Raw genomic sequence first — 18,840 nt, 5'->3', positions numbered from 1 at the left:
GACATCTTGACGTGAGGCAAGGCGACCAGACCCGGCAGCGGCGCGTCTCAGCTCGCGGCGAGGTGATCGACGAGTGCCCCGAAGCGGCGGACCGACGCATCCTTGCCCAAGAGTTCCATGGACTCGAACAGCGGCGGCGAGACGCGACGGCCGCTGAGTGCGACCCGCAGCGGTCCGTAGGCGACGCGCGGCTTGAGACCGAGGCCCTCGATGAGCGCAGCAGCGAGGGACTCCTGAATCGCGGCGGCAGTGAACTCCGCCTCGGGAATCAACTCGATCGCACCCACACCGGCCACCAGCACCTCACCCGCGTTGGCAGGTAGAGACGCGAGGGCGTCTTCTTCGAAGGTGACGGCATCCGTGAAGAGGAACCCGAGCAACCCGGGAGCGTCACCGAGCAGCTGCATCCGTTCCTGCACGAGCGGGGCGGATGCCGCGAGCATCTCCAGCTGCGCGTCAGTCAGCGGATCCGACACGACCCCGGCGGCGACCAGGTACGGAATCAGACGGGAAGCGAAGTCTTCGGCTTCCAGCATCCGGATGTGGTCGCCGTTGATCGACTCTGCCTTCTTCTGATCGAAGCGAGCGGGGTTCGGGTTGACGTCGGCGATATCGAACGCGGCGACGAGCTCGTCGAGCGAGAAGACATCGCGGTCGGGAGCGATCGACCAGCCGAGCAGGGCGAGGTAGTTCAGCAACCCCTCGTGGATGAAGCCCTTCTCGCGCTGCAAGAACAGGTCTGCCTTCGGGTCGCGCTTGGAGAGCTTCTTGTTGCCCTCCTCCCCCAGCACGAGCGGCATGTGGCCGAACCGGGGCACGAAGTCGGTGACGCCGGCGGTCACGAGCGCGTCATAGAGAGCGAGCTGGCGTGCGGTTGAGGGCATCAGATCTTCGCCACGGATGACGTGAGTGATGCCCATGAGAGCGTCATCGACCGGGTTCACGAACGTGTACAGGGGCACGCCGCCGGCCCGCACAATGACGAAGTCGGGGAAGGACCCGGCCGGGAAGGTGACCTCGCCGCGGATGAGGTCGACGTAGGTGAGGTCGTGATCGGGTACGCGTAGACGCCACGCGGGCTCACGGCCCTCGGCGCGGAACGCTGCTTTCTGCTCGTCAGTGAGGTCGCGGTCGTAGTTGTCGTAGCCGAGCTGCTTTGCGCGGCCAGCAGCCTCGTTGCGCGCGTCGATCTCTTCGGCTGTCGAATAGCTCTCGTACACGACGCCGGCATCGATGAGCTTGTCGAGCACGCCGCGGTAGATCTCGTGGCGCTGGGACTGCCGGTAGGGCGCGTGGGGACCGCCGACCTCGACGCCCTCATCCCAGTCGATCCTGAGCCACCGCAGCGCGTCGAGCAGCTGGTTGTAGCTCTCTTCGGAGTCCCGGGCGGCATCCGTGTCTTCGATGCGGAAGATGAGCTTTCCCCCGTTGTGCCGCGCGTAGGCCCAGTTGAACAGCACCGTCCGCATCAGTCCGACGTGCGGCAGACCCGTCGGTGACGGGCAGAAGCGGACCCGAACGTCGGATCCGGTGGCGGTCGTGGTGGCAGGATGCGGCGTTCCGGGCATAGATATCAAGTCTAGTTCCGGAGCGGGTGCCGCACCCGCGCCTCGGTACGACTACGCAGCCTGACGAATGCGACCGTACGGTGCGAGAAGCACTGTCGCGATCACGGCGACACCGACAACCAGAGCGAGCCCCGTGAAACCGATCCATCCGAGGACGACGCCCGAGGTGATCGCACCGACGGCACCGACGAGGCTCATCGAGAGGTCGTTGCGCCCCTGACGCGTCGTGCGTCGTTCCTCCGATGACGACTCGGTGAGCAGCGCCGACCCGGCAACCGTCGCGGCGCTCCACCCCAGGCCAAGCAGAATGAGCGCGACGGTGACCGCCGTGTTCGACTCCGCGCCGAAGAAGACCGTCACCAGGGATGCCGCGAGCAGCGCCTGACCGACCATGATCGTCGGAATGCGGCCCACGCGGTCTGCCAGGATGCCGAAGACCGGCGAGAGCGCGTACATCCCCGCGATGTGCAGACTGATCGTCAGACCGATGATGGTCAGACTCGCGCCGTGATGGAGCATGTGAACCGGCGTCATCGCCATGATCGAGACCATGACGCCGTGTGCGGCGGCATTCGCGAAGATCGCGTAGCGAGCCGACACCGGACGGTCGGGCTTGACGAGCTGCTCGACCACCCGGTCGCGACGCCGCTGCGCCACCGTCTGCGCGACCAGCAGCGGATCCGGCCGAAGAGCGAACAGATACACAATGATGCTCAGCGCTTGCGCGACGATCGTGAAGACGTACGGTCCCGTCAGGGGCGGCATCCCCAGGGCGTCTCCGATCGCCTGGCCGGGTTGCACAAGATTCGGTCCGAGCACGGCGCCGATGGTCGTCGCCCACACGACGATCGACAGATCGCGGCCACGCGTGGCATCCGTGGCGAGATCGGCGGCAGCGAAACGCGACTGCAGGTTCGCGGTCTGACCCGCTCCGACGAGCCCGAAGGCCAGCAGAAGCAGCGGGAACGACCGAACGGCCGCCGCCACCACGACCAGCGAAACGCCTACGAGCGCGATCGCCATGCCCGACGCCAGCGAGATACGGCGTCCGCGCCGACGCGCGAGGGCAGCAAGCGGCACCGCCAGCGCGGCGGTGCCGAGGGTCACACCCGCCGCAGCCAGCCCCGAGAGCGACTCGTCACCGGCGATGTCGGCGGCAAGCACCGCACCGAGGGAGACTGTCGCTCCAAACCCGAGCCCGCCGAGCACTTGGCCTGCCGAGAGCACCCAGACGGTCCGACGCTGGATGCCGGCGAGTTCGCTCGCCTCCTGGCGATCGTCGACCCAGCCGTCAGACAGTGTCACCGGCGCGGCTCCGCATCCCGCGCGGTGTTGCGCAGGATGCCGAGCCCATCGATCTCGACCTCGACGACGTCTCCGGACACGAACGGGCCGACACCGGCCGGCGTGCCGGTGAGGATGACGTCCCCGGGCAGCAGTGTGAACGCAGCCGACACATACTCGATGATCGCCGGAACCGAGTGGATCATGTCGGTGATCGCGCCGCGCTGACGGACCTCGCCGTTGACGCGTGTGGTCAGTGTCGCGCCGCCCGCGAGGTCGAACTCGGTCTCGATCACGGGTCCGAGCGGGCAGAAGGTGTCGAAGCCCTTCGCACGCGACCACTGGCCGTCAGAACGCTGCAGGTCCCGCGCTGTCACGTCGTTGCCGATCGTGTATCCGAAGACGTGGTCCAGCGCAGCATCCGCCGACACGTTCTTCGCAATACGGCCGATGACAACGGCGAGTTCCCCCTCGTAGTCCGTGCGCTCCGACTGCCACGGGCGCACGATCGGCTCGTCCGGCCCGATCACCGCCGTGTTGGGCTTCAGAAACAGCAGCGGCTCGCCGGGTGCCTCGCTCCCCATCTCCGCGGCGTGATCGAGGTAGTTCTTACCGACGCACACGACCTTCGAGCGCGGAATGACCGGAGCGAGCAGCGTGACCTCGCCGACCGGCACGCGCTCCCCCGTCGTCTCGTAGCCGGCGAACATCGGGTCACCCGCGAGCACCACGAGCTCGCCCTCGTCGAGGATGCCGTAGGCGATCGCATCCTCGTGTCGGAACCGCGCGATTCTCATGCCTGGGAGCGGGCGTCGAGGCGGTGCATCCAGCCGTGGCGGTCTTCGGCGTGGCCGTACTGGATGTCGGTCAGCTCCTGTCGCAGCTCGAGCGCGAGCGAGCCGACGGGCTGCTGGTCGACGAAGTCGCGTCCCTTGAGCACGCCGATGGGAGTCACGACGGCGGCAGTCCCGCAGGCGAAGACCTCGACGATGTCACCGGATGCCACACCCTCACGCCACTCGCGCAGCGAGATGTTGCGACCCTGCACGTGGAGGCCGCGGTCGGCCGCCAGCTGCAGGATGGAGTCGCGTGTGACGCCCTCGAGGATCGAGTCCGACTGCGGTGTCACGACCGTGCCGTCCTTGAAGACGAAGACGATGTTCATCCCGCCGAGCTCTTCGACGTTGCCGTCCTGATCGAGGAAGACCACCTGGTCGCACTCGTTCTCGTAGGCCTCGGACTGCGGCAGCAGACTCGACGCGTAGTTGCCTCCGGTCTTGGCAGCCCCGGTGCCACCCTTGCCCGCCCGCGAGTAGTCCTCGCTGAGCCAGATCGACACGGGGGTCACACCGCCCTTGAAGTAGGCGCCCGCGGGGCTGGCGATGACGTAGTAGCCGACCTTGTTGGCTGGACGCACGCCGAGGAAGGCCTCTTTGGCGAACATGAACGGGCGCAGGTAGAGGCTCTGGTTCTCGCCCGAGGGCACCCAGGCGCCGTCGACCGCGATGAGCTCCTCGAGCGACTGGATGAAGTACGACACCGGCAGCTCGGGAAGAGCCAGCCGCCGCGCCGAGCGCTGCAGGCGGCGACCGTTCTGGTCGGGACGGAACGTGTGGATCGATCCGTCGGCGTGACGGTAGGCCTTGATGCCCTCGAAAACCTCTTGCGCGTAATGCAGCACAGCTGCGGCCGGATCGAGCGAAAGCGGACCGTAGGGTTTCACCTGCGGTCGGTGCCACCCGCCGCCGACCGACCAGCAGACATCGACCATGTGGTCGGTGAAGTGCTGACCGAAACCGGGGTTGGCGAGAATCGCCTCGCGCTCGGCATCCGTCTTTGCCTGCAGGTTCCGCATCACCTGGAACTGCAGGGGCGCAAGGCCGGCGTCGGGGTCGGTGTCAAGAAGAGTCATGTCGAAATCCAGTCGTTCGAGCGCGGCGGTGTCGGAATCGCCCAGCACAGCGAGGAGCCGAGTGGCTCCAGGCTACGCCTGAAGGCGGGCGACGATCGCGTCACCGATCTGCGCTGTGGTGCGGGCGGCCTCGCCCCGGGACGCAATGTCCTCTTCCACCGCGCGGGTGACGCGGGCGGAATCGTCGTGCAACCCGAGGTGGTCGAGAAGCATCGCGATGGACAGAATCGCAGCAGTGGGGTCGGCCTTCTGCTGACCCGCGATGTCGGGCGCCGATCCGTGGACGGGCTCGAACATCGAGGGGAACGCGCCGTCGGGGTTGATGTTCCCCGAAGCGGCAAGGCCGATGCCTCCGGTGACGGCGCCGGCCAAGTCGGTGAGGATGTCGCCGAAGAGGTTGTCGGTGACGATCACGTCGAAGCGGTCAGGGTTTGTGACCAGGAAGATGGTTGCCGCATCGACGTGCAGATAGTCTACGGCGACGTCGGGGTGCTCTTCTGTCACCTCGCGCACGATTCTCTGCCAGATTCCGCCGGCGTGCACGAGCACGTTGGTCTTGTGCACGAGCGTCAGCTTCTTGCGGCGCCGTTCGGCCAACGCGAACGCGTAGCGCACGACCCGCTCAACACCGAAGGCCGTGTTGACGGATGTCTCGTTCGCGACCTCGTGTGGCGTGCCCTTGCGGATTGCGCCCCCGTTGCCGACGTAGGGCCCCTCCGTGCCCTCGCGCACGACGACGAAGTCGACCTCACCGGGGTTCGCGAGCGGGCCGGGGGCACCGGGATAGAGCTTGGAGGGCCGCAGGTTGACGTAGTGGTCCAGCTCGAAACGCAGCTTGAGCAGCAGTCCGCGTTCGATGTTCGCATCCTTCAGGCGAACGTCTCCCGGAACGCCGCCCACCGCGCCGAGCACGATCGCATCGTGCTGCTTTATGGCCTCGAGGTCAGCATCCGTGAGCGTGTCGCCGGTCTCGAGGTAACGCGCGGCACCCAGCGAAAACGGGGTCTTCGTGAACCGGATGTCGCCGCCTGCGGTCACCGCATCCAGAACCTTCATGGCCTCGGCGACGACCTCGACACCGATGCCATCACCGGGGATGACGGCTAGCTTCACCTCGCGCGACATTGCTCTCCTCGTTCTCGGATCGCGCCGCCTGATTCACAGATGACGGCGCCGATCCCAGCGTAGTGGCCGCGATAACGGCAGCCAGGACCACGAGACCGGCCCCGACCGCGGCAGTGACCGCAACGCCCGAGTCGAAGGCAGCTGCCGCGGCAGCACGCAACGCGTCGGCGATGGGGGCAGCGAGCTCGCCCGCCGTGACGTAGGCGCCGGCGAGCGTTTCCCGCGCCTGCGCGGCGAGGTCAGTGGGCACTCCCGCGGGGATCGCGATTCCCGACCGGTACGAGGCGGTGAGGATGCTGCCCAGCACAGCGGTTCCGAGCACGGCGCCGAGCTCATACGCCGTCTCAGAGACAGCGCCTGCCGCCCCCGCCTTGCTCGGCGGGGCGCTCGCCATGACGAGCTCGTTCGACACTGTCTCGGCGGCACCGATTCCGATGCCGAGCAGCACACTGGCCAGCAAGAGCCAGCCGAGGTCACCGCTCCCCGCTGTCGCCGCGACGAGGAGGTAGCCGCTCATCGAGAACATGAGCGCCGCGGGAACCACGATGCGCGGTGGAATCCGCGACGCAATGGGCACGACGAGAAGCCCGGAGACGATGACCGACGCCAGTGACGGCACGAGCGCGAAGCCCGCTTGCACCGGCGACAGGCCGACGATCAGTTGCAGATGCTGAGCGATGAAGAACATGAAGCCGACGAGCGAGATGACACTCAGCAGGTTCACCAGCAGAGCACCGCTGAAGGTGCCTCGCGTGAACAGCCGCATGTCGAGCATCGGGGAGCGCGCGCGCAACTGCCGCCGCACGAACAGGATGCCGAAACCAGCGCCCGCAACTGTCGCGACGACAATCGTCGGTGAGAATCCGTGGACCGCGAACTCCTTGATGGCCCACACGATCGGCACCATCATCGCCATGGACAGCACGATACTGACGGCGTCAACGCGTCCGGCATCCGGGTTGCGGCTCTCGGGAACCAGCAGCGGCGCGAGCACCAGCAGCGGCACGAGCACGGGTACCGCCATGAGGAACACGGATCCCCACGAGAAGTGCTCCAGGAGGACTCCCCCGACGATCGGGCCGAGCGCCGCACCGGCCGAGAACATCGATGCCCAGATGGCGATCGCGAGGCGTCGCTGATTGCGGAGGGTGAAGATGCTGCGCAGCAGCGCCAGAGTCGACGGCATGATCATGGCACCGAACAGGCCCATGGCAGCACGACCCGCGATCAACCACTCCGCCGAGGGGGCGAAGGCAGACAGCGCCGACACTGTAGCGAATCCGGTGGCGCCGATCAGCAGCATCCGCCGCCGACCAAACCGGTCGCCCAGGGTTCCCATCGTCACCAGCAGACCGGCGAGCACGAGCGGGTAGGCATCGATGATCCACAGCTGCTGCGCCGCGGTGGGTTCGAGTGCGAGCGCGATCTCGGGCAGTGCGAAACTCAGCACCGTGTTGTCGACCGAGATCAACAGCACGGGCAGCATCAGCACCACCAGCGCAGCCCAGCCACGCCAGGTCACCGGACGCCCCTCGCTTTCGGCGATGCGGATGTCTTCGGTCAGGGTCGTCATCATGTCACCGTCAGAATTTCTATACCGTCTGGCTGGTATAGTAACAGCCATGGAGACTGCCTGGCTAGCATCGAACGCATGAGTCGTCCCCCGCACGCCCGTGAGAAGGTGCTCGACGCATTCGAGTCACTCCTCATCGCCGAGGGCGAGCGCGCCGCCACCATGGATGCCATCGCGCGCGCCGCCGGGGTCTCCAAGGGTGGCCTGCTCTACCACTTCGCGTCGAAGGAGGCGCTCGAGGCGGCGTTGCTCATCCGACTCGAGAAGTGCGTCGACGAAGACCTCGCCCGCATGACCTCCTCAGAGGAAGGTCCCGTCGCCTATTACGTGCGCACCTCGGCGATGGACGGCACCGCGCTCGACAGAGCGATCCTCGCCGTCTCTCGCCTCGCGCAGGCCGGCCGGGGCGCCGCGAGCGATGCCCTCCGAACTGTCCGGGAGCGCTGGGCCGACACTCTCCGCCCGCATGTCGCCGACAAGACGGCGTTGGACCTCGTCATGCTCATCAGCGACGGCGTCTACTACAACAACGCCCTCCAGCACGATGGTCTGGCAACGCCAGTCCCCCGCGACGCCGAGATGGATGCCTTGGTGCAGCTCATCGCACAGGCAACCGCTCCGCGCGACTGACCGCGGCCGAAGGCCTACGGCTCGACGATCTCGATCTGACGGAACAGGTCGGCCCCGACCGCCTCACGCATCTGGTCGAGCAGCTCGTCCGGCACTGCTGCGTCGACCGTGAGCACCGAGAGAGCACGCCCGGTGGCATCCGGATGCGCGACCTGGAGCCCCTCGATGTTGATTCCGGCGTCACCGAGCTTCCTGGCGTAGATCGCAACGATGCCCGGACGGTCCTGGTAGCGCATCACGACGTGGTGGCCGGCGATCGGTACCTCGATGTCGTAGCCGTTGATGGCGACGATCTTCGGGACCATGCGCGTCCCGGCGAGCGTTCCCGCGACGCTCAACGTCGTGCCATCCGACATGGTGCCGCGCAGAACGGTGAGGTTGCGGTACTGAGGGCTGTCGGCCTCGACGATCATGCGGGTTTCGATGCCGCGCTGCTCAGCGAACAGCGGCGCGTTCACGTAAGACACGTTCTCGCTGACGATGTTCGTGAAGATGCCCTTGAGCGCCGCGAGCCGGTACACGCTGACATCGAACGCGGCGAGTTCCCCGCGAACCTCGATGTCCAGCGAGGTCAACGCGCTGTGGGTCAGGCCCGTGAAGTACTGCCCGAGCATCTCGACAAGCCCGATACCGGGACGCACGAACGGGTCGATGACGCCGCCGGCGACGTTGACCGCGTCCGGGACGAGATCGCCTTCGAGCGCGAGCTTGACAGACTTCGCAACCGAGACGCCGGCCTTCTCCTGCGCCTCATCGGTCGAAGCTCCGAGGTGCGGCGTTGCGACGACGTTCGGAAGGGCGACGAGTTTCGCTGCCGCCGAGTCGGGCTTGGGCGGCTCGGCGGTGAAGACATCAAGTCCGGCACCGGCGATCTGGCCGGTGGTGAGAGCCTCGAGCAGCGCCTCTTCGTCGAACAGTCCACCGCGAGCGACGTTGACGACGTACGCCGTGGGCTTCATCGCCGCGAGCTGCTCGGTGCTGATCATGCCCGTCGTCTCGGGCGTCTTCGGCATGTGCACCGTGAGGAAGTCGCTCTCGCGCACAACCTCGTCGAAGCTCAACAGCTCGACACCCAGCTGCTGGGCACGCGCAGGGGTGACATAAGGGTCGTACCCGACCAGACGCACACCGAAGGCCCGCAGACGCTCGGCGACCAGGGCGCCGATCCGGCCGAGGCCCAGGATGCCGACGGTCTTCTCGAACAGTTCCGCGCCCGTGAACGAGCTGCGCTTCCACTGGCCCTGCGCGAGCGAGGCGTGGGCGGCGGGGATGTGGCGGGCAAGGCTCAGGATGTGCCCGACGGTGAGTTCCGCGGCCGAGATCACGTTGGACGTCGGTGCGTTGACGACCATGACGCCGGCGGCAGTCGCTGCCTTGATGTCGACGTTGTCGAGCCCGACGCCCGCGCGGGCGATCACGCGAAGCTTCTGCGAGGATGCAATGGCCTCGGCATCCATCTTCGTCGCTGAACGGATGAGGACGGCGTCCGCGTCGGCGAGAGCAGCAAGCAATGCGGGCCGGTCGGTGCCATCGACGTTTCGGACGTCGAAGTCCGGACCGAGGGCCTCGATCGTGGCGGGGGACAGTTCTTCGGCGATCAGCACGACCGGTTTGGACACGGGTGGATCCTTCGGAGCAGACGCGCACGAGTGAATCGCACGCAGGATGACGGGAATGCCACGCCGCACGCCATGACGACGGGCCTTCGCCAGCCTATCGCGGGCGCGCGCACCGTCCCGACCAGATGACGTGCCGATGGTCCCGTCGGCTCAGCCTCCGAGAAGCGATGCGCCGTAGACGGCGGCATAGGCGATGACGTTCATCCAGAACACCGCGACGATCCCCAGGCCCGACAGCATGATGAGCGCGAAGGCTCCGGCGCGTCGCTTCCACCCGATGGCAAAGGCGAGGGCGAACACGACGACGGGGAATGCGATCGCTGTCAGCAGCAGCGCCCATCCCCCACCGTTGAGCCCCAGCGGCCCGGTGGCCTGCGAAACCAGGAAGGCGACGGCGTTCCAGACCGCGTACGCGTAGAACAGGCCGAAGAAGCCGGCGATCGTGGCGATGAGCCACACCGGGAGCGCGGTACGGCGCTCGGCAGGTGCTGATGCCGTCACGGATGACGATGCCGAGGTCTCGGTGGGCTCGTTTGTGTTCTCGCTCACTGTCCGATCGCCCCCACCATGATGAACGGCCACGGCAGCACGAGCAGCGCCCCGAGGACAAGAAGCAGTATCCGAACCCAGGACCGACCGCCTCGGGTCAGCAGCAACACCGTGACGAACCAGATGAGCGGGGTCAGCACCGCTAGCCACAGACTCACCTGATAGGCCAGCGGCGCGACGAGGAACTCGGCGTACTGCTGCAGCCGCAGGCCCCCGATGATCCACCCGATGCTCTCGAGGGCGTACACGCCGCCGAAGACGCCGAGGATGATGAGCGCAGCGTTGCTCGGGCCTGCTGCGGGTGCGTCGTCGGTGTCGGCATCCGCCCGCTCCGCTTCCGGCGCGGGAGCTGCAGCATCCGAGCGAGAGTCGGATTCGGCATCCGCGGCCGGCGCTGACGTCGGGGTGATCGCCTCGCCCCCCTTGCCGACGGCGACGTAACCCGGGGGCAGCGAGGGACCCGCGTCGAGCGTCGGGTCGTCATCCCCCCACGAGAGGGCGTCGTCGTCGCGGTCGGTGCTCACGAGTTCAGCCTACCCATGACCGAACCCACACGTCCCGTCCCGAACCCACTGAGCTGCTCGCGCAGAACAGGTGGGTTCGGGCCGGAGGTGTGGGTTCGGCGGAAGAGGGTGTGAAGGTCAGCGCGCGGCCGAGCCCTCCACGTAGTCCTTGTCCTGCTGCTTCCACGAGAACAGCGAACGCAGGTCCTTGCCGACTGCCTCGATCGGATGCTTCGCAGCCTTCTCGCGCAGCTCGAGGAACTCGACGGCGCCGTTGTCCTGGTCGTTGATGAACCGCTCGGCGAACGCACCGGAACGGATGTCGGCGAGGACCGCCGCCATGTTCTCCTTGACGTGCGGGTCGATGACGCGCGGGCCCGAGACGTAATCGCCGTACTCGGCGGTGTCCGAGACGCTCCAGCGCTGCTTGGCGATACCACCCTCCCACATGAGGTCGACGATGAGCTTGAGCTCGTGCAGCACCTCGAAGTAGGCGATCTCAGGCTGGTAGCCGGCCTCGGTCAAGGTCTCGAAGCCGTACTGGATCAGCTGCGACACACCACCGCACAGCACTGCCTGCTCGCCGAAGAGGTCGGTCTCGGTCTCTTCCGTGAAGGTCGTCTTGATGACGCCGGCGCGCGTACCGCCGATGGCCTTCGCGTAGGACTTCGCGAGCTCCCAGGCGCTGCCCGAGGCATCCTTTTCGACAGCGATGATGTCGGGGATGCCGCGACCTGCGACGTACTCACGACGAACCGTGTGGCCGGGAGCCTTCGGGGCGATGAGGATGACGTCCACACCCTCGGGAGCCTCGATGTAGCCGAAGCGGATGTTGAAACCGTGCGCGAAAGCGAGGGTCTTGCCCGGTGCGAGGTTGGGCTTGATCTCGTTGTTGTAGATGCCGCGCTGGTGCTGGTCGGGCGCGAGGATCATGATGACGTCGGCCCATGCGGTGGCGTCGGCGACGGACTTGACCTCGAAGCCGTCCTCCTGCGCCTTGGGCGCGGACTTCGAGCCATCCTTCAGCGCGATGGCGACCTCGACGCCCGAGTCACGCAGGTTCTGCGCGTGGGCGTGGCCCTGCGAGCCGTAGCCGACGATGGCGACCTTCTTGCTCTGGATGAGGGCGAGGTCGGCATCCTGGTCGTAGATCATTTCGGCCATGGGGGTGTCTCTCCTTGACTGTGCGATTGTGGTCGTTTGTTCTCGCCGAGCCCGCTCAACGACCGGGAGCGGATCGGCGTGGTCTTCTCAGCCCCGCAGGACCCGTTCGGTGATGCTCTTGCCGCCGCGGCCGATCGCGAGCATGCCCGACTGGGCGAGCTCCTTGATACCGAAGGGCTCGATCGCGCGCAGGAACGCCTCAACCTTGCCCTTATCGCCGGTGATCTCGACGACCATCGCCTCGGGAGCGTAATCGACCACCGATGCGCGGAACAGGTTGATGACCTCGAGCACGCTGGAACGGCTCGCATTGTCGGCACGCACCTTCACGAGCATGTGCTCGCGCTGCACGGATGCCGCGGGGTCGAGCTCCACGATCTTGATGACGTTCACGAGCTTGTTCAGCTGCTTGGTCACCTGTTCGAGCGGGAGCCCTTCGACGTCGACGACCACCGTGATGCGGGACAGCCCCGGCACCTCGGTGACACCCACGGCGAGGGATTCGATGTTGAAGCCGCGGCGAGCGAACAGACCCGCGACGCGGGTCAGCAGCCCTGGCTTGTCTTCGACCAGAAGGCTCAGCACGTGACTTGTCATGGCTCAGTCCTCCTGATCGAAGGTCGGGGCGTGCTCACGCGCGTACTGGATCTCACTGTTGCCGACACCCTGGGGCACCATCGGCCACACCATCGCGTCTGCCGACACGACGAAGTCGATGACGACGGGGCGATCGTTGGTCTCCAGCGCAGTGCGGATTGCGTCGTCGATCTCGTCTTCCTTCTCCACGCGCAGGGCGAGGCATCCGTACGCCTCAGCCAGCTTCACGAAGTCGGGCACGCGTGCGGTGCCGTGGCCCGTGTTCAGGTCGGTGTTGGAGTGGCGGCCGTTGAAGAACAGCGTCTGCCACTGGCGCACCATCCCCAGCGACGAGTTGTTGATGATCGCAACCTTGATCGGGATGTTGTTGAGAACGCAGGTGGCAAGCTCCTGATTGGTCATCTGGAAGCATCCGTCACCGTCGATCGCCCACACCACGCGGTCTGGCTCGGCAACCTTCGCGCCCATCGCCGCCGGAACCGCGTAGCCCATCGTGCCCGCCCCACCCGAGTTGAGCCAGGCGTTGGGGCGCTCGTACTTGATGAACTGGGCAGCCCACATCTGGTGCTGTCCGACGCCCGCTGCGTAGACGGCCTCGGGGCCGGTGAGCTCACCGATCCGCTGGATCACCTTCTGGGGCGCCAGGAGTCCATCGGTCGTCGGGGCGTATCCGAGCGGGAACTCGCTGCGCAGACCCTTGAGGTAGGCCCACCACTGGCTGGTGTCGGCACGGCCCGCGTCGGCGTTCGCGCGGAACGCCGCATCCAGATCGACGAGAACCTCGCGCAGATCACCCACGATCGGAACGTCAGCGGCACGGATCTTGGAGATCTCGGCGGGGTCGATGTCAACGTGGATGACCTTCGCGTGCGGCGCGAAGTGCGATGCCTTGCCGGTGACCCGGTCATCGAACCGGGCACCGAGCGCCACGATGAGGTCGGACTCCTGCAGCGCCAGCACAGCGGGGACCGTGCCGTGCATGCCGGGCATGCCGAGGTTCTGCTCGTGCGAGTCGGGGAACGCACCCCGGGCCATGAGCGTGGTGACAACCGGCGCGCCGGTAGCCTCTGCCAGGGCGAGCAACTGCTCCGAAGCGCGGGAGCGGATGATGCCACCGCCGACGTAGAGCACCGGCTTCTCGGCCTCCGCGATCAGCTGAGCCGCAGCCTGGATCTGCTTCCCGTGGGCTTTGGTCACCGGCCGGTACCCCGGCAGATCGATCTGCGGCGGCCAGATGAACGGCGCCTCGGCCTGCTGGGCATCCTTCGTGATGTCCACCAGCACGGGACCGGGGCGACCCGTCGAGGCGATCTCGTAGGCAGCCGCGATCGCGCCGGGGATGTCTTCGGCACGCTTGACCAGGAAGGAGTGCTTCGTGATCGGCATCGTGATCCCCACGATGTCGGCTTCCTGGAACGCATCAGTGCCCATGAGGCTCGAGAAGACCTGGCCCGTGATGCACAGCAGCGGCACGGAGTCCATGTAGGCATCCGCGATCGCCGTGACGAGGTTCGTGGCCCCCGGCCCCGACGTCGCGATGGCAACACCGACCTTGCCAGATGCCGACGCGTACCCTTCGGCTGCGTGACCGGCACCCTGCTCGTGTCGGACGAGGATGTGACGAACTGCCTCGTCGTCCATGAGTGGGTCGTAGACGGGCATGATCGCGCCGCCGGGAAGGCCGAAGACATCGGACACTCCCAGGAGGTCGAGCGAACGGACGACCGCCTCAGCGCCCGTCATCACAGGCGCCGAGGCGCTGCGAGCGGGGGGCCGGGGCACGGCCGTGGCGATGTCGGAAGACATGATGATTCCTTGCGATGGATGTCGAGAGTTGCGAGAGAGGAACGCCTAGTTCGTCGTCGCGCCTTCGGATGCCGAACGCACGAGTCGCGTGTACTTGGCGAGGACGCCACGGGTATAGCGCGGAGGAAGCGGCTCCCAGCCCTGCCGGCGGGAACTCAGCTCAGCCTCGTCGACGAGTAGGTCGAGGGAGCGAGCTGCGATATCGACCCGTATCAGATCACCATCGCGCACGAAGGCGATCGGACCTGCGTCGACCGCTTCGGGTGCTATGTGGCCGATGCACAGGCCGGTTGTGCCGCCCGAGAATCTGCCGTCTGTCAAGAGTAGTACATCTTTTCCGAGCCCAGCGCCCTTGATGGCAGCTGTGATCGCGAGCATCTCCCGCATGCCGGGGCCGCCCTTCGGGCCCTCGTACCGGATGACGACGACGTCGCCGGCCGAGATCTCCCCGGCCTCGAGCGCATCCATGGCGGCCCGCTCACGCTCGAACACGCGTGCGGGGCCTTCGAAGACGTCGCTGTCGAAGCCCGCGGACTTCACGACCGCACCCTCGGGGGCCATCGAGCCGTGCAGGATCGTGATGCCACCGGTCTCGTGAATCGGGTTGTTGAACCCGTGGATGACGGTGCCATCCACCGGGTCGGGGTTCAAGTCGGCGAGGTTTTCGGCGAGGGTCTTGCCGGTCACGGTGAGCGCGTCGCCGTGCAGCAGTCCTTCGTCGAGCATCGCCTTCATGACCACCGGGATGCCGCCGTGGCGGTCGACGTCGTTCATGACGTACTTCCCGAACGGCTTCATGTCTGCGACGTGCGGAACCTTGTCGCCGATGCGGTTGAAGTCGTGCAGGGTGATGTCGACATCAGCCTCGCGCGCGATCGCCAGCAGGTGCAGCACGACGTTGGTCGAACCCCCGAGAGCCATCGCGAGAGCGATCGCGTTCTCGAAAGCCTCCTTGGTGAGGATGTCGCGCGTCGTGATCCCGAGCTTCAGCAGGTTCACGACTGCCTCGCCCGAGCGGTGGGCGAACGCGTCGCGCCGGCGGTCGGCTGACGGCGGGGCGGCAGAGCCGGGAAGGCTGAGCCCCAGCGCCTCAGCGACGGATGCCATCGTGTTGGCGGTGTACATGCCACCGCACGCACCCTCGCCGGGCGCGAAGGCGCACTCGATGCGCTTGAGGTCGGCCTCACTCATCCGGCCCGACAGGCACGCGCCGACACCCTCGAACGAGTCGATGATCGTGATGTCCTTCTCGGTGCCGTCCGAGAGCTTGACCCACCCGGGCGCGATCGAGCCGGCGTAGAGGAAGACGCTCGACAGGTCGAGGCGGGCGCTTGCCATCAGCATCCCGGGGATGGACTTGTCGCAGCCCGCCAGCAGCACTGTGCCATCGAGGCGCTCGGCCATGACGACGGTCTCGACGGAGTCGGCGATGACCTCACGGCTCACGAGAGAGAAGTGCATTCCCTCGTGCCCCATAGAGATGCCGTCAGAGACGGAGATGGTGCCGAATTGGAGCGGGTACCCGCCACCGGAGTGCACACCCTCTTTCGCGCCCTGAGCGAGGCGGTCCAGGCTCAGGTTGCAGGGGGTGATCTCGTTCCAGCTCGAGGCGATGCCGATCTGGGGCTTGTCCCAGTCCTCGTCACCCATACCGACCGCGCGGAGCATTCCGCGGGAGGTGGTGGCTTCGATGCCGTCGGTGACGACCCGGCTCCGAGGTTTGATGTCAATGGTGCTGTCGTGCGGGGCCATGCACGAAGTCTATTCCTGCGCGTGGCGCCGCTGATCCGCGAGCTCGGCCAGGGTGGCGGCCATCGCGGGGATGTCGGGCACGCTCACGCGAGCCGCCGTCTCGCCGTCGCCCACGTGGATGCCGAGATCCTGCGACTGCAGGCTGCGCAAGGCATCCTCGTCGGTCGTGTCGTCACCGGCGAACAGCACGGCGTCGGCGTGAACCCGCTCGCGGAGGTTCGCGATGGCGCTGTCTTTCCCCTCGTGCCGGAAGGCGTACTCGACGATCTTCTTGCCGGTCCGGCGACGCCAGTCGGGGGCTGCGGAAGCGACCATCTCATCCACGGCGGCTGCTGCCTTCTCCCCCGCCTCCTCGGTTGCGTTGCGGGTGTGAACACCGAACCCGAAGGTCTTCGGCTCGATCCACACGCCCTCGTAGTCCGAGGCGATCTCTTCGGCGTGGGCGCGCAGCAGATCGCGGAGACCGCGCTCGGCGTCATCCTCGGCGGGCTCAACCGGCCCCTCGCCGGGGAACCAGTATTCAGCACCGTGGGAGGCAGCGAGAGTGATCGGTGAGTCATCCGTGTGCTCGGCAATGATCCGCAGGTCGACGAGGCTGCGCCCCGACACGAGGGCTACCACCGTGTTCGGCAGCGCGGCCAGCGCATGGACCGCGTCACGGGCCGCGGGCAGCATCCGCGCTGTCATCGGGTCCTCCACGTGCGGCGAGAGTGTGCCGTCGAAATCGAGGGCGACCAGCAGGGTCGGGACACCCGCGACGGATGAGAGGGCTTCGAGCACCGGGGCGGGGAGGGCGTCGGAGACGGGATTGGCGTCGGGATTCGTCATCTCGGTTCTTTCCGTTCGGGTGATCGGGCGGGACAACTCGCGGTCAGGAAGGACAACTCGCGTGAGGGAGGGACAACTCGCGGTCAGGAAGGACAACTCGCATGGGGGAAGGACAACTCGCGGTTAGCGCTTCGCCGCCGCGAGAGCCTCGAGGAAGGACTTGGACCAGTCGCTCACGTCGTGATCGAGCACGCGGCGGCGAAGCGTGCGCATCCGGCGGCCCTGTTCGGTCCCCGGCATCTCGACGGCGCGCATGATGGCATCCTTCATACCGTCGATGTCGTGGGGGTTGATGCGGATCGCCGACCCCAACTCGTCGGCAGCCCCGGCGAACTCGCTCAGCAGCAGCACCCCGCGGTTGTCGATGCGGCTGGCGACATATTCCTTCGCGACGAGGTTCATACCGTCGCGCAGCGCCGTCACGAGCATGACGTCGGCGGCCAGGTACAGCGCGACCATCTCTTCGCGCGGGAAGGCCTGGTGCAGGTACCGGATGGCGGTGTGGTCCATCGTGTCGAAGTCGCCATTGATGCGCCCGACCGTCAGTTCGATCTCGTCGCGCAGTTGGATGTAGGCCTCCACCCGTTCGCGGCTGGGGCTTGCGACCTGCACGAGGGTCGCGTCTTCGACGCTGAGTCTGCCGTCTTCGAGGAGCTCACCGAACGCCTTGAGGCGGTGTCGGATGCCCTTGGTGTAGTCGAGCCGGTCGACCCCGAGCATCACGGTCTTGGGGTTGCCGAGGCTCTCGCGGATCTCCTTGGCACGGGCTTGGATGTCGGGGCGCTGCGCGAGCTCGATGTACGACTCCGCGTCGATCGAGATCGGGTACGCCTTCGCGAGGACGTTTCGCGTACTGCCGTCCTCGAGGGGAACCGTGATGCCCGAGGCCTTGGTCGTGTAGTGGAACTGGCGCCTGACGGCCCGGGCGAAGTTGCCGGCATCCGCCACCCGCTGGAACCCGACGACATCCGCGCCGAGGAGTCCTTCGATGACCTGTCGACGCCACGGCAGCTGCGAAAACAGGCCGTATGCCGGGAACGGGATGTGATGGAAGTAGCCGATCGTGAGGTCGGGACGCATCCGGCGCAGCATCGCCGGCACGAGTTGCAGCTGGTAGTCCTGAACCCAGACCGTCGCGCCCTCGGCGGCTGCGGTGGCCGAAGCTTCAGCGAACCGTCGGTTGACGTCGACGTAGGCATCCCACCACACGCGGCGATACCGCGGCGCGGCGATCACGTCGTGATACAGCGGCCAGATCGTGTCGTTCGAGAACCCCTCGTAGTAGTTCTGCACCTCGTCGGCGCTGAGAGTAATGGGGACGAGATGTGTGCCTTCGAAGTCGAAGGGTTCCAGTTCGAGCCCCGGCTTGCCGGCCCACCCGACCCAGGCACCCTCGGTCTTGCGCATCACGGGCTCGAGCGCTGTGACCAGACCACCGGGAGAACGCCGCCATCCGCCGTCGTCATCACGGTCCACAGGGAGGCGGTTGGCTACGACGACGAAATCAGCTTGCGACACGCGAGCTCCTTCACGATGGCGGACGCGGGCACTTCCAGGCTAATCGCTTCGCCGGGTTGACCCCCGGGGGTGGACAGCGGCGAGCTGATGTGTAGCGTGGTTCGCATGGGCAAGTACCTCTTTGGCACCGGCATCATCGGAGCAGTCATCTCAGGCTTCTCGCTCCTTCGCGCGCTCCGGGAGGACACCTTCACCTGGCGTACCGCGCTGGCGTGGATCAACTGGGGCATCACCGTTGCTCTGGCGATCGGCGCGATCGTCGACATGCGTCGCATCGACCAGGGAAAGCCCGTTCCGGCCGACTCCCCCGCCGCGCGACGCCTCGAAGACTAGCCGCGGGAACGACTGAGCGGATGCCGAAACTGCGGCATCCGCTCATCGCATGACGGCTTTGGTGGCGTGACAGGGTTCG

General features: G+C 66.7%; 17 protein-coding genes. 2 read left to right on the top strand and 15 right to left on the bottom strand.

Going from position 1 to position 18,840, the window contains the following annotated elements; all coding sequences use genetic code 11:
• Positions 1-47: 47 nt before the first annotated feature.
• The 6 genes from gltX to B4F19_RS06475 form a co-directional block, all read right to left on the bottom strand.
• Positions 48-1,568 carry a glutamate--tRNA ligase gene (gltX, locus tag B4F19_RS06500; RefSeq protein ID WP_292733502.1) on the bottom strand — a complete coding sequence of 507 codons (1,521 nt, stop codon included), beginning with the start codon at positions 1,566-1,568 and terminating at the stop codon, positions 48-50.
• Between the two features lie 51 nt (positions 1,569-1,619).
• Positions 1,620-2,867, bottom strand: a complete 1,248-nt coding sequence (locus B4F19_RS06495; protein ID WP_292733508.1) for an MFS transporter — start codon at positions 2,865-2,867, stop codon at positions 1,620-1,622.
• 2 nt (positions 2,868-2,869) lie between these two features.
• A complete protein-coding gene (locus tag B4F19_RS06490) occupies positions 2,870-3,649 on the bottom strand; it encodes a fumarylacetoacetate hydrolase family protein (RefSeq protein ID WP_228178090.1) in 780 nt (259 codons plus the stop codon).
• A complete protein-coding gene (locus tag B4F19_RS06485; protein ID WP_292726888.1) occupies positions 3,646-4,764 on the bottom strand; it encodes a branched-chain amino acid aminotransferase in 1,119 nt (372 codons plus the stop codon). Before B4F19_RS06485 ends, B4F19_RS06490 begins: the two co-directional genes overlap by 4 nt.
• Positions 4,765-4,836: 72 nt before the next feature.
• The gene (locus tag B4F19_RS06480; protein ID WP_292726885.1) at positions 4,837-5,889 is read right to left on the bottom strand and encodes a 3-isopropylmalate dehydrogenase; all 1,053 of its coding nucleotides are present in this window, start codon (positions 5,887-5,889) and stop codon (positions 4,837-4,839) included.
• Entirely contained in the window at positions 5,852-7,462 is a 1,611-nt protein-coding gene (locus tag B4F19_RS06475; protein WP_228178088.1) for an MFS transporter, read from the bottom strand. The genes B4F19_RS06480 and B4F19_RS06475 overlap by 38 nt, the downstream gene beginning before the upstream one ends.
• A gap of 78 nt (positions 7,463-7,540) precedes the next feature.
• On the opposite strand from B4F19_RS06475, the gene B4F19_RS06470 reads away from it, so the two are divergent.
• Complete coding sequence (locus B4F19_RS06470) at positions 7,541-8,092, top strand: TetR/AcrR family transcriptional regulator (protein ID WP_228178087.1); 552 nt, start codon at positions 7,541-7,543, stop codon at positions 8,090-8,092.
• A gap of 14 nt (positions 8,093-8,106) precedes the next feature.
• Here B4F19_RS06470 and serA read toward each other — a convergent pair whose 3' ends face one another.
• The 9 genes from serA to B4F19_RS06425 all read right to left on the bottom strand — a co-directional run bounded on the left by serA (position 8,107) and on the right by B4F19_RS06425 (position 18,428).
• Positions 8,107-9,711, bottom strand: coding sequence for a phosphoglycerate dehydrogenase (gene serA / locus B4F19_RS06465; protein ID WP_228178086.1), 1,605 nt, complete (start codon positions 9,709-9,711; stop codon positions 8,107-8,109).
• A gap of 150 nt (positions 9,712-9,861) precedes the next feature.
• Positions 9,862-10,260 carry a bacitracin resistance protein gene (locus B4F19_RS06460; RefSeq protein ID WP_228178085.1) on the bottom strand — a complete coding sequence of 133 codons (399 nt, stop codon included), beginning with the start codon at positions 10,258-10,260 and terminating at the stop codon, positions 9,862-9,864.
• On the bottom strand, positions 10,257-10,784 hold the full coding sequence (locus B4F19_RS06455) for a DNA polymerase III subunit gamma/tau (RefSeq protein ID WP_228178084.1): 528 nt from the start codon (positions 10,782-10,784) through the stop codon (positions 10,257-10,259). Before B4F19_RS06455 ends, B4F19_RS06460 begins: the two co-directional genes overlap by 4 nt.
• Before the next feature lie 117 nt (positions 10,785-10,901).
• Positions 10,902-11,927 (bottom strand): ketol-acid reductoisomerase, encoded by a 1,026-nt coding sequence (gene ilvC, locus B4F19_RS06450; protein WP_228178083.1) that lies wholly within the window; start codon positions 11,925-11,927, stop codon positions 10,902-10,904.
• An 87-nt stretch (positions 11,928-12,014) separates the two neighbouring features.
• Complete coding sequence (ilvN, locus tag B4F19_RS06445) at positions 12,015-12,524, bottom strand: acetolactate synthase small subunit (protein ID WP_228178082.1); 510 nt, start codon at positions 12,522-12,524, stop codon at positions 12,015-12,017.
• A 3-nt stretch (positions 12,525-12,527) separates the two neighbouring features.
• On the bottom strand, positions 12,528-14,330 hold the full coding sequence (locus tag B4F19_RS06440) for an acetolactate synthase large subunit (RefSeq protein WP_228178081.1): 1,803 nt from the start codon (positions 14,328-14,330) through the stop codon (positions 12,528-12,530).
• A 45-nt stretch (positions 14,331-14,375) separates the two neighbouring features.
• Complete coding sequence (gene ilvD, locus B4F19_RS06435; protein WP_228178080.1) at positions 14,376-16,082, bottom strand: dihydroxy-acid dehydratase; 1,707 nt, start codon at positions 16,080-16,082, stop codon at positions 14,376-14,378.
• A gap of 9 nt (positions 16,083-16,091) precedes the next feature.
• On the bottom strand, positions 16,092-16,910 hold the full coding sequence (gene otsB / locus B4F19_RS06430; protein ID WP_292733497.1) for a trehalose-phosphatase: 819 nt from the start codon (positions 16,908-16,910) through the stop codon (positions 16,092-16,094).
• A gap of 123 nt (positions 16,911-17,033) precedes the next feature.
• Entirely contained in the window at positions 17,034-18,428 is a 1,395-nt protein-coding gene (locus tag B4F19_RS06425) for an alpha,alpha-trehalose-phosphate synthase (UDP-forming) (protein WP_228178078.1), read from the bottom strand.
• Positions 18,429-18,533: 105 nt separating this feature from the next.
• Between B4F19_RS06425 and B4F19_RS06420 the strand changes: the two genes are divergently transcribed.
• Positions 18,534-18,761 carry a hypothetical protein gene (locus B4F19_RS06420; RefSeq protein WP_228178077.1) on the top strand — a complete coding sequence of 76 codons (228 nt, stop codon included), beginning with the start codon at positions 18,534-18,536 and terminating at the stop codon, positions 18,759-18,761.
• Positions 18,762-18,840: the final 79 nt, after the last annotated feature.

The sequence above is a fragment of the Microbacterium sp. UBA1097 genome (assembly GCF_002313585.1).
Classification (GTDB): Bacteria; Actinomycetota; Actinomycetes; order Actinomycetales; family Microbacteriaceae; genus Microbacterium.
Note: the sequence above shows the minus strand (reverse complement) of the source record. Positions and strands in the feature narration are given on the sequence as shown.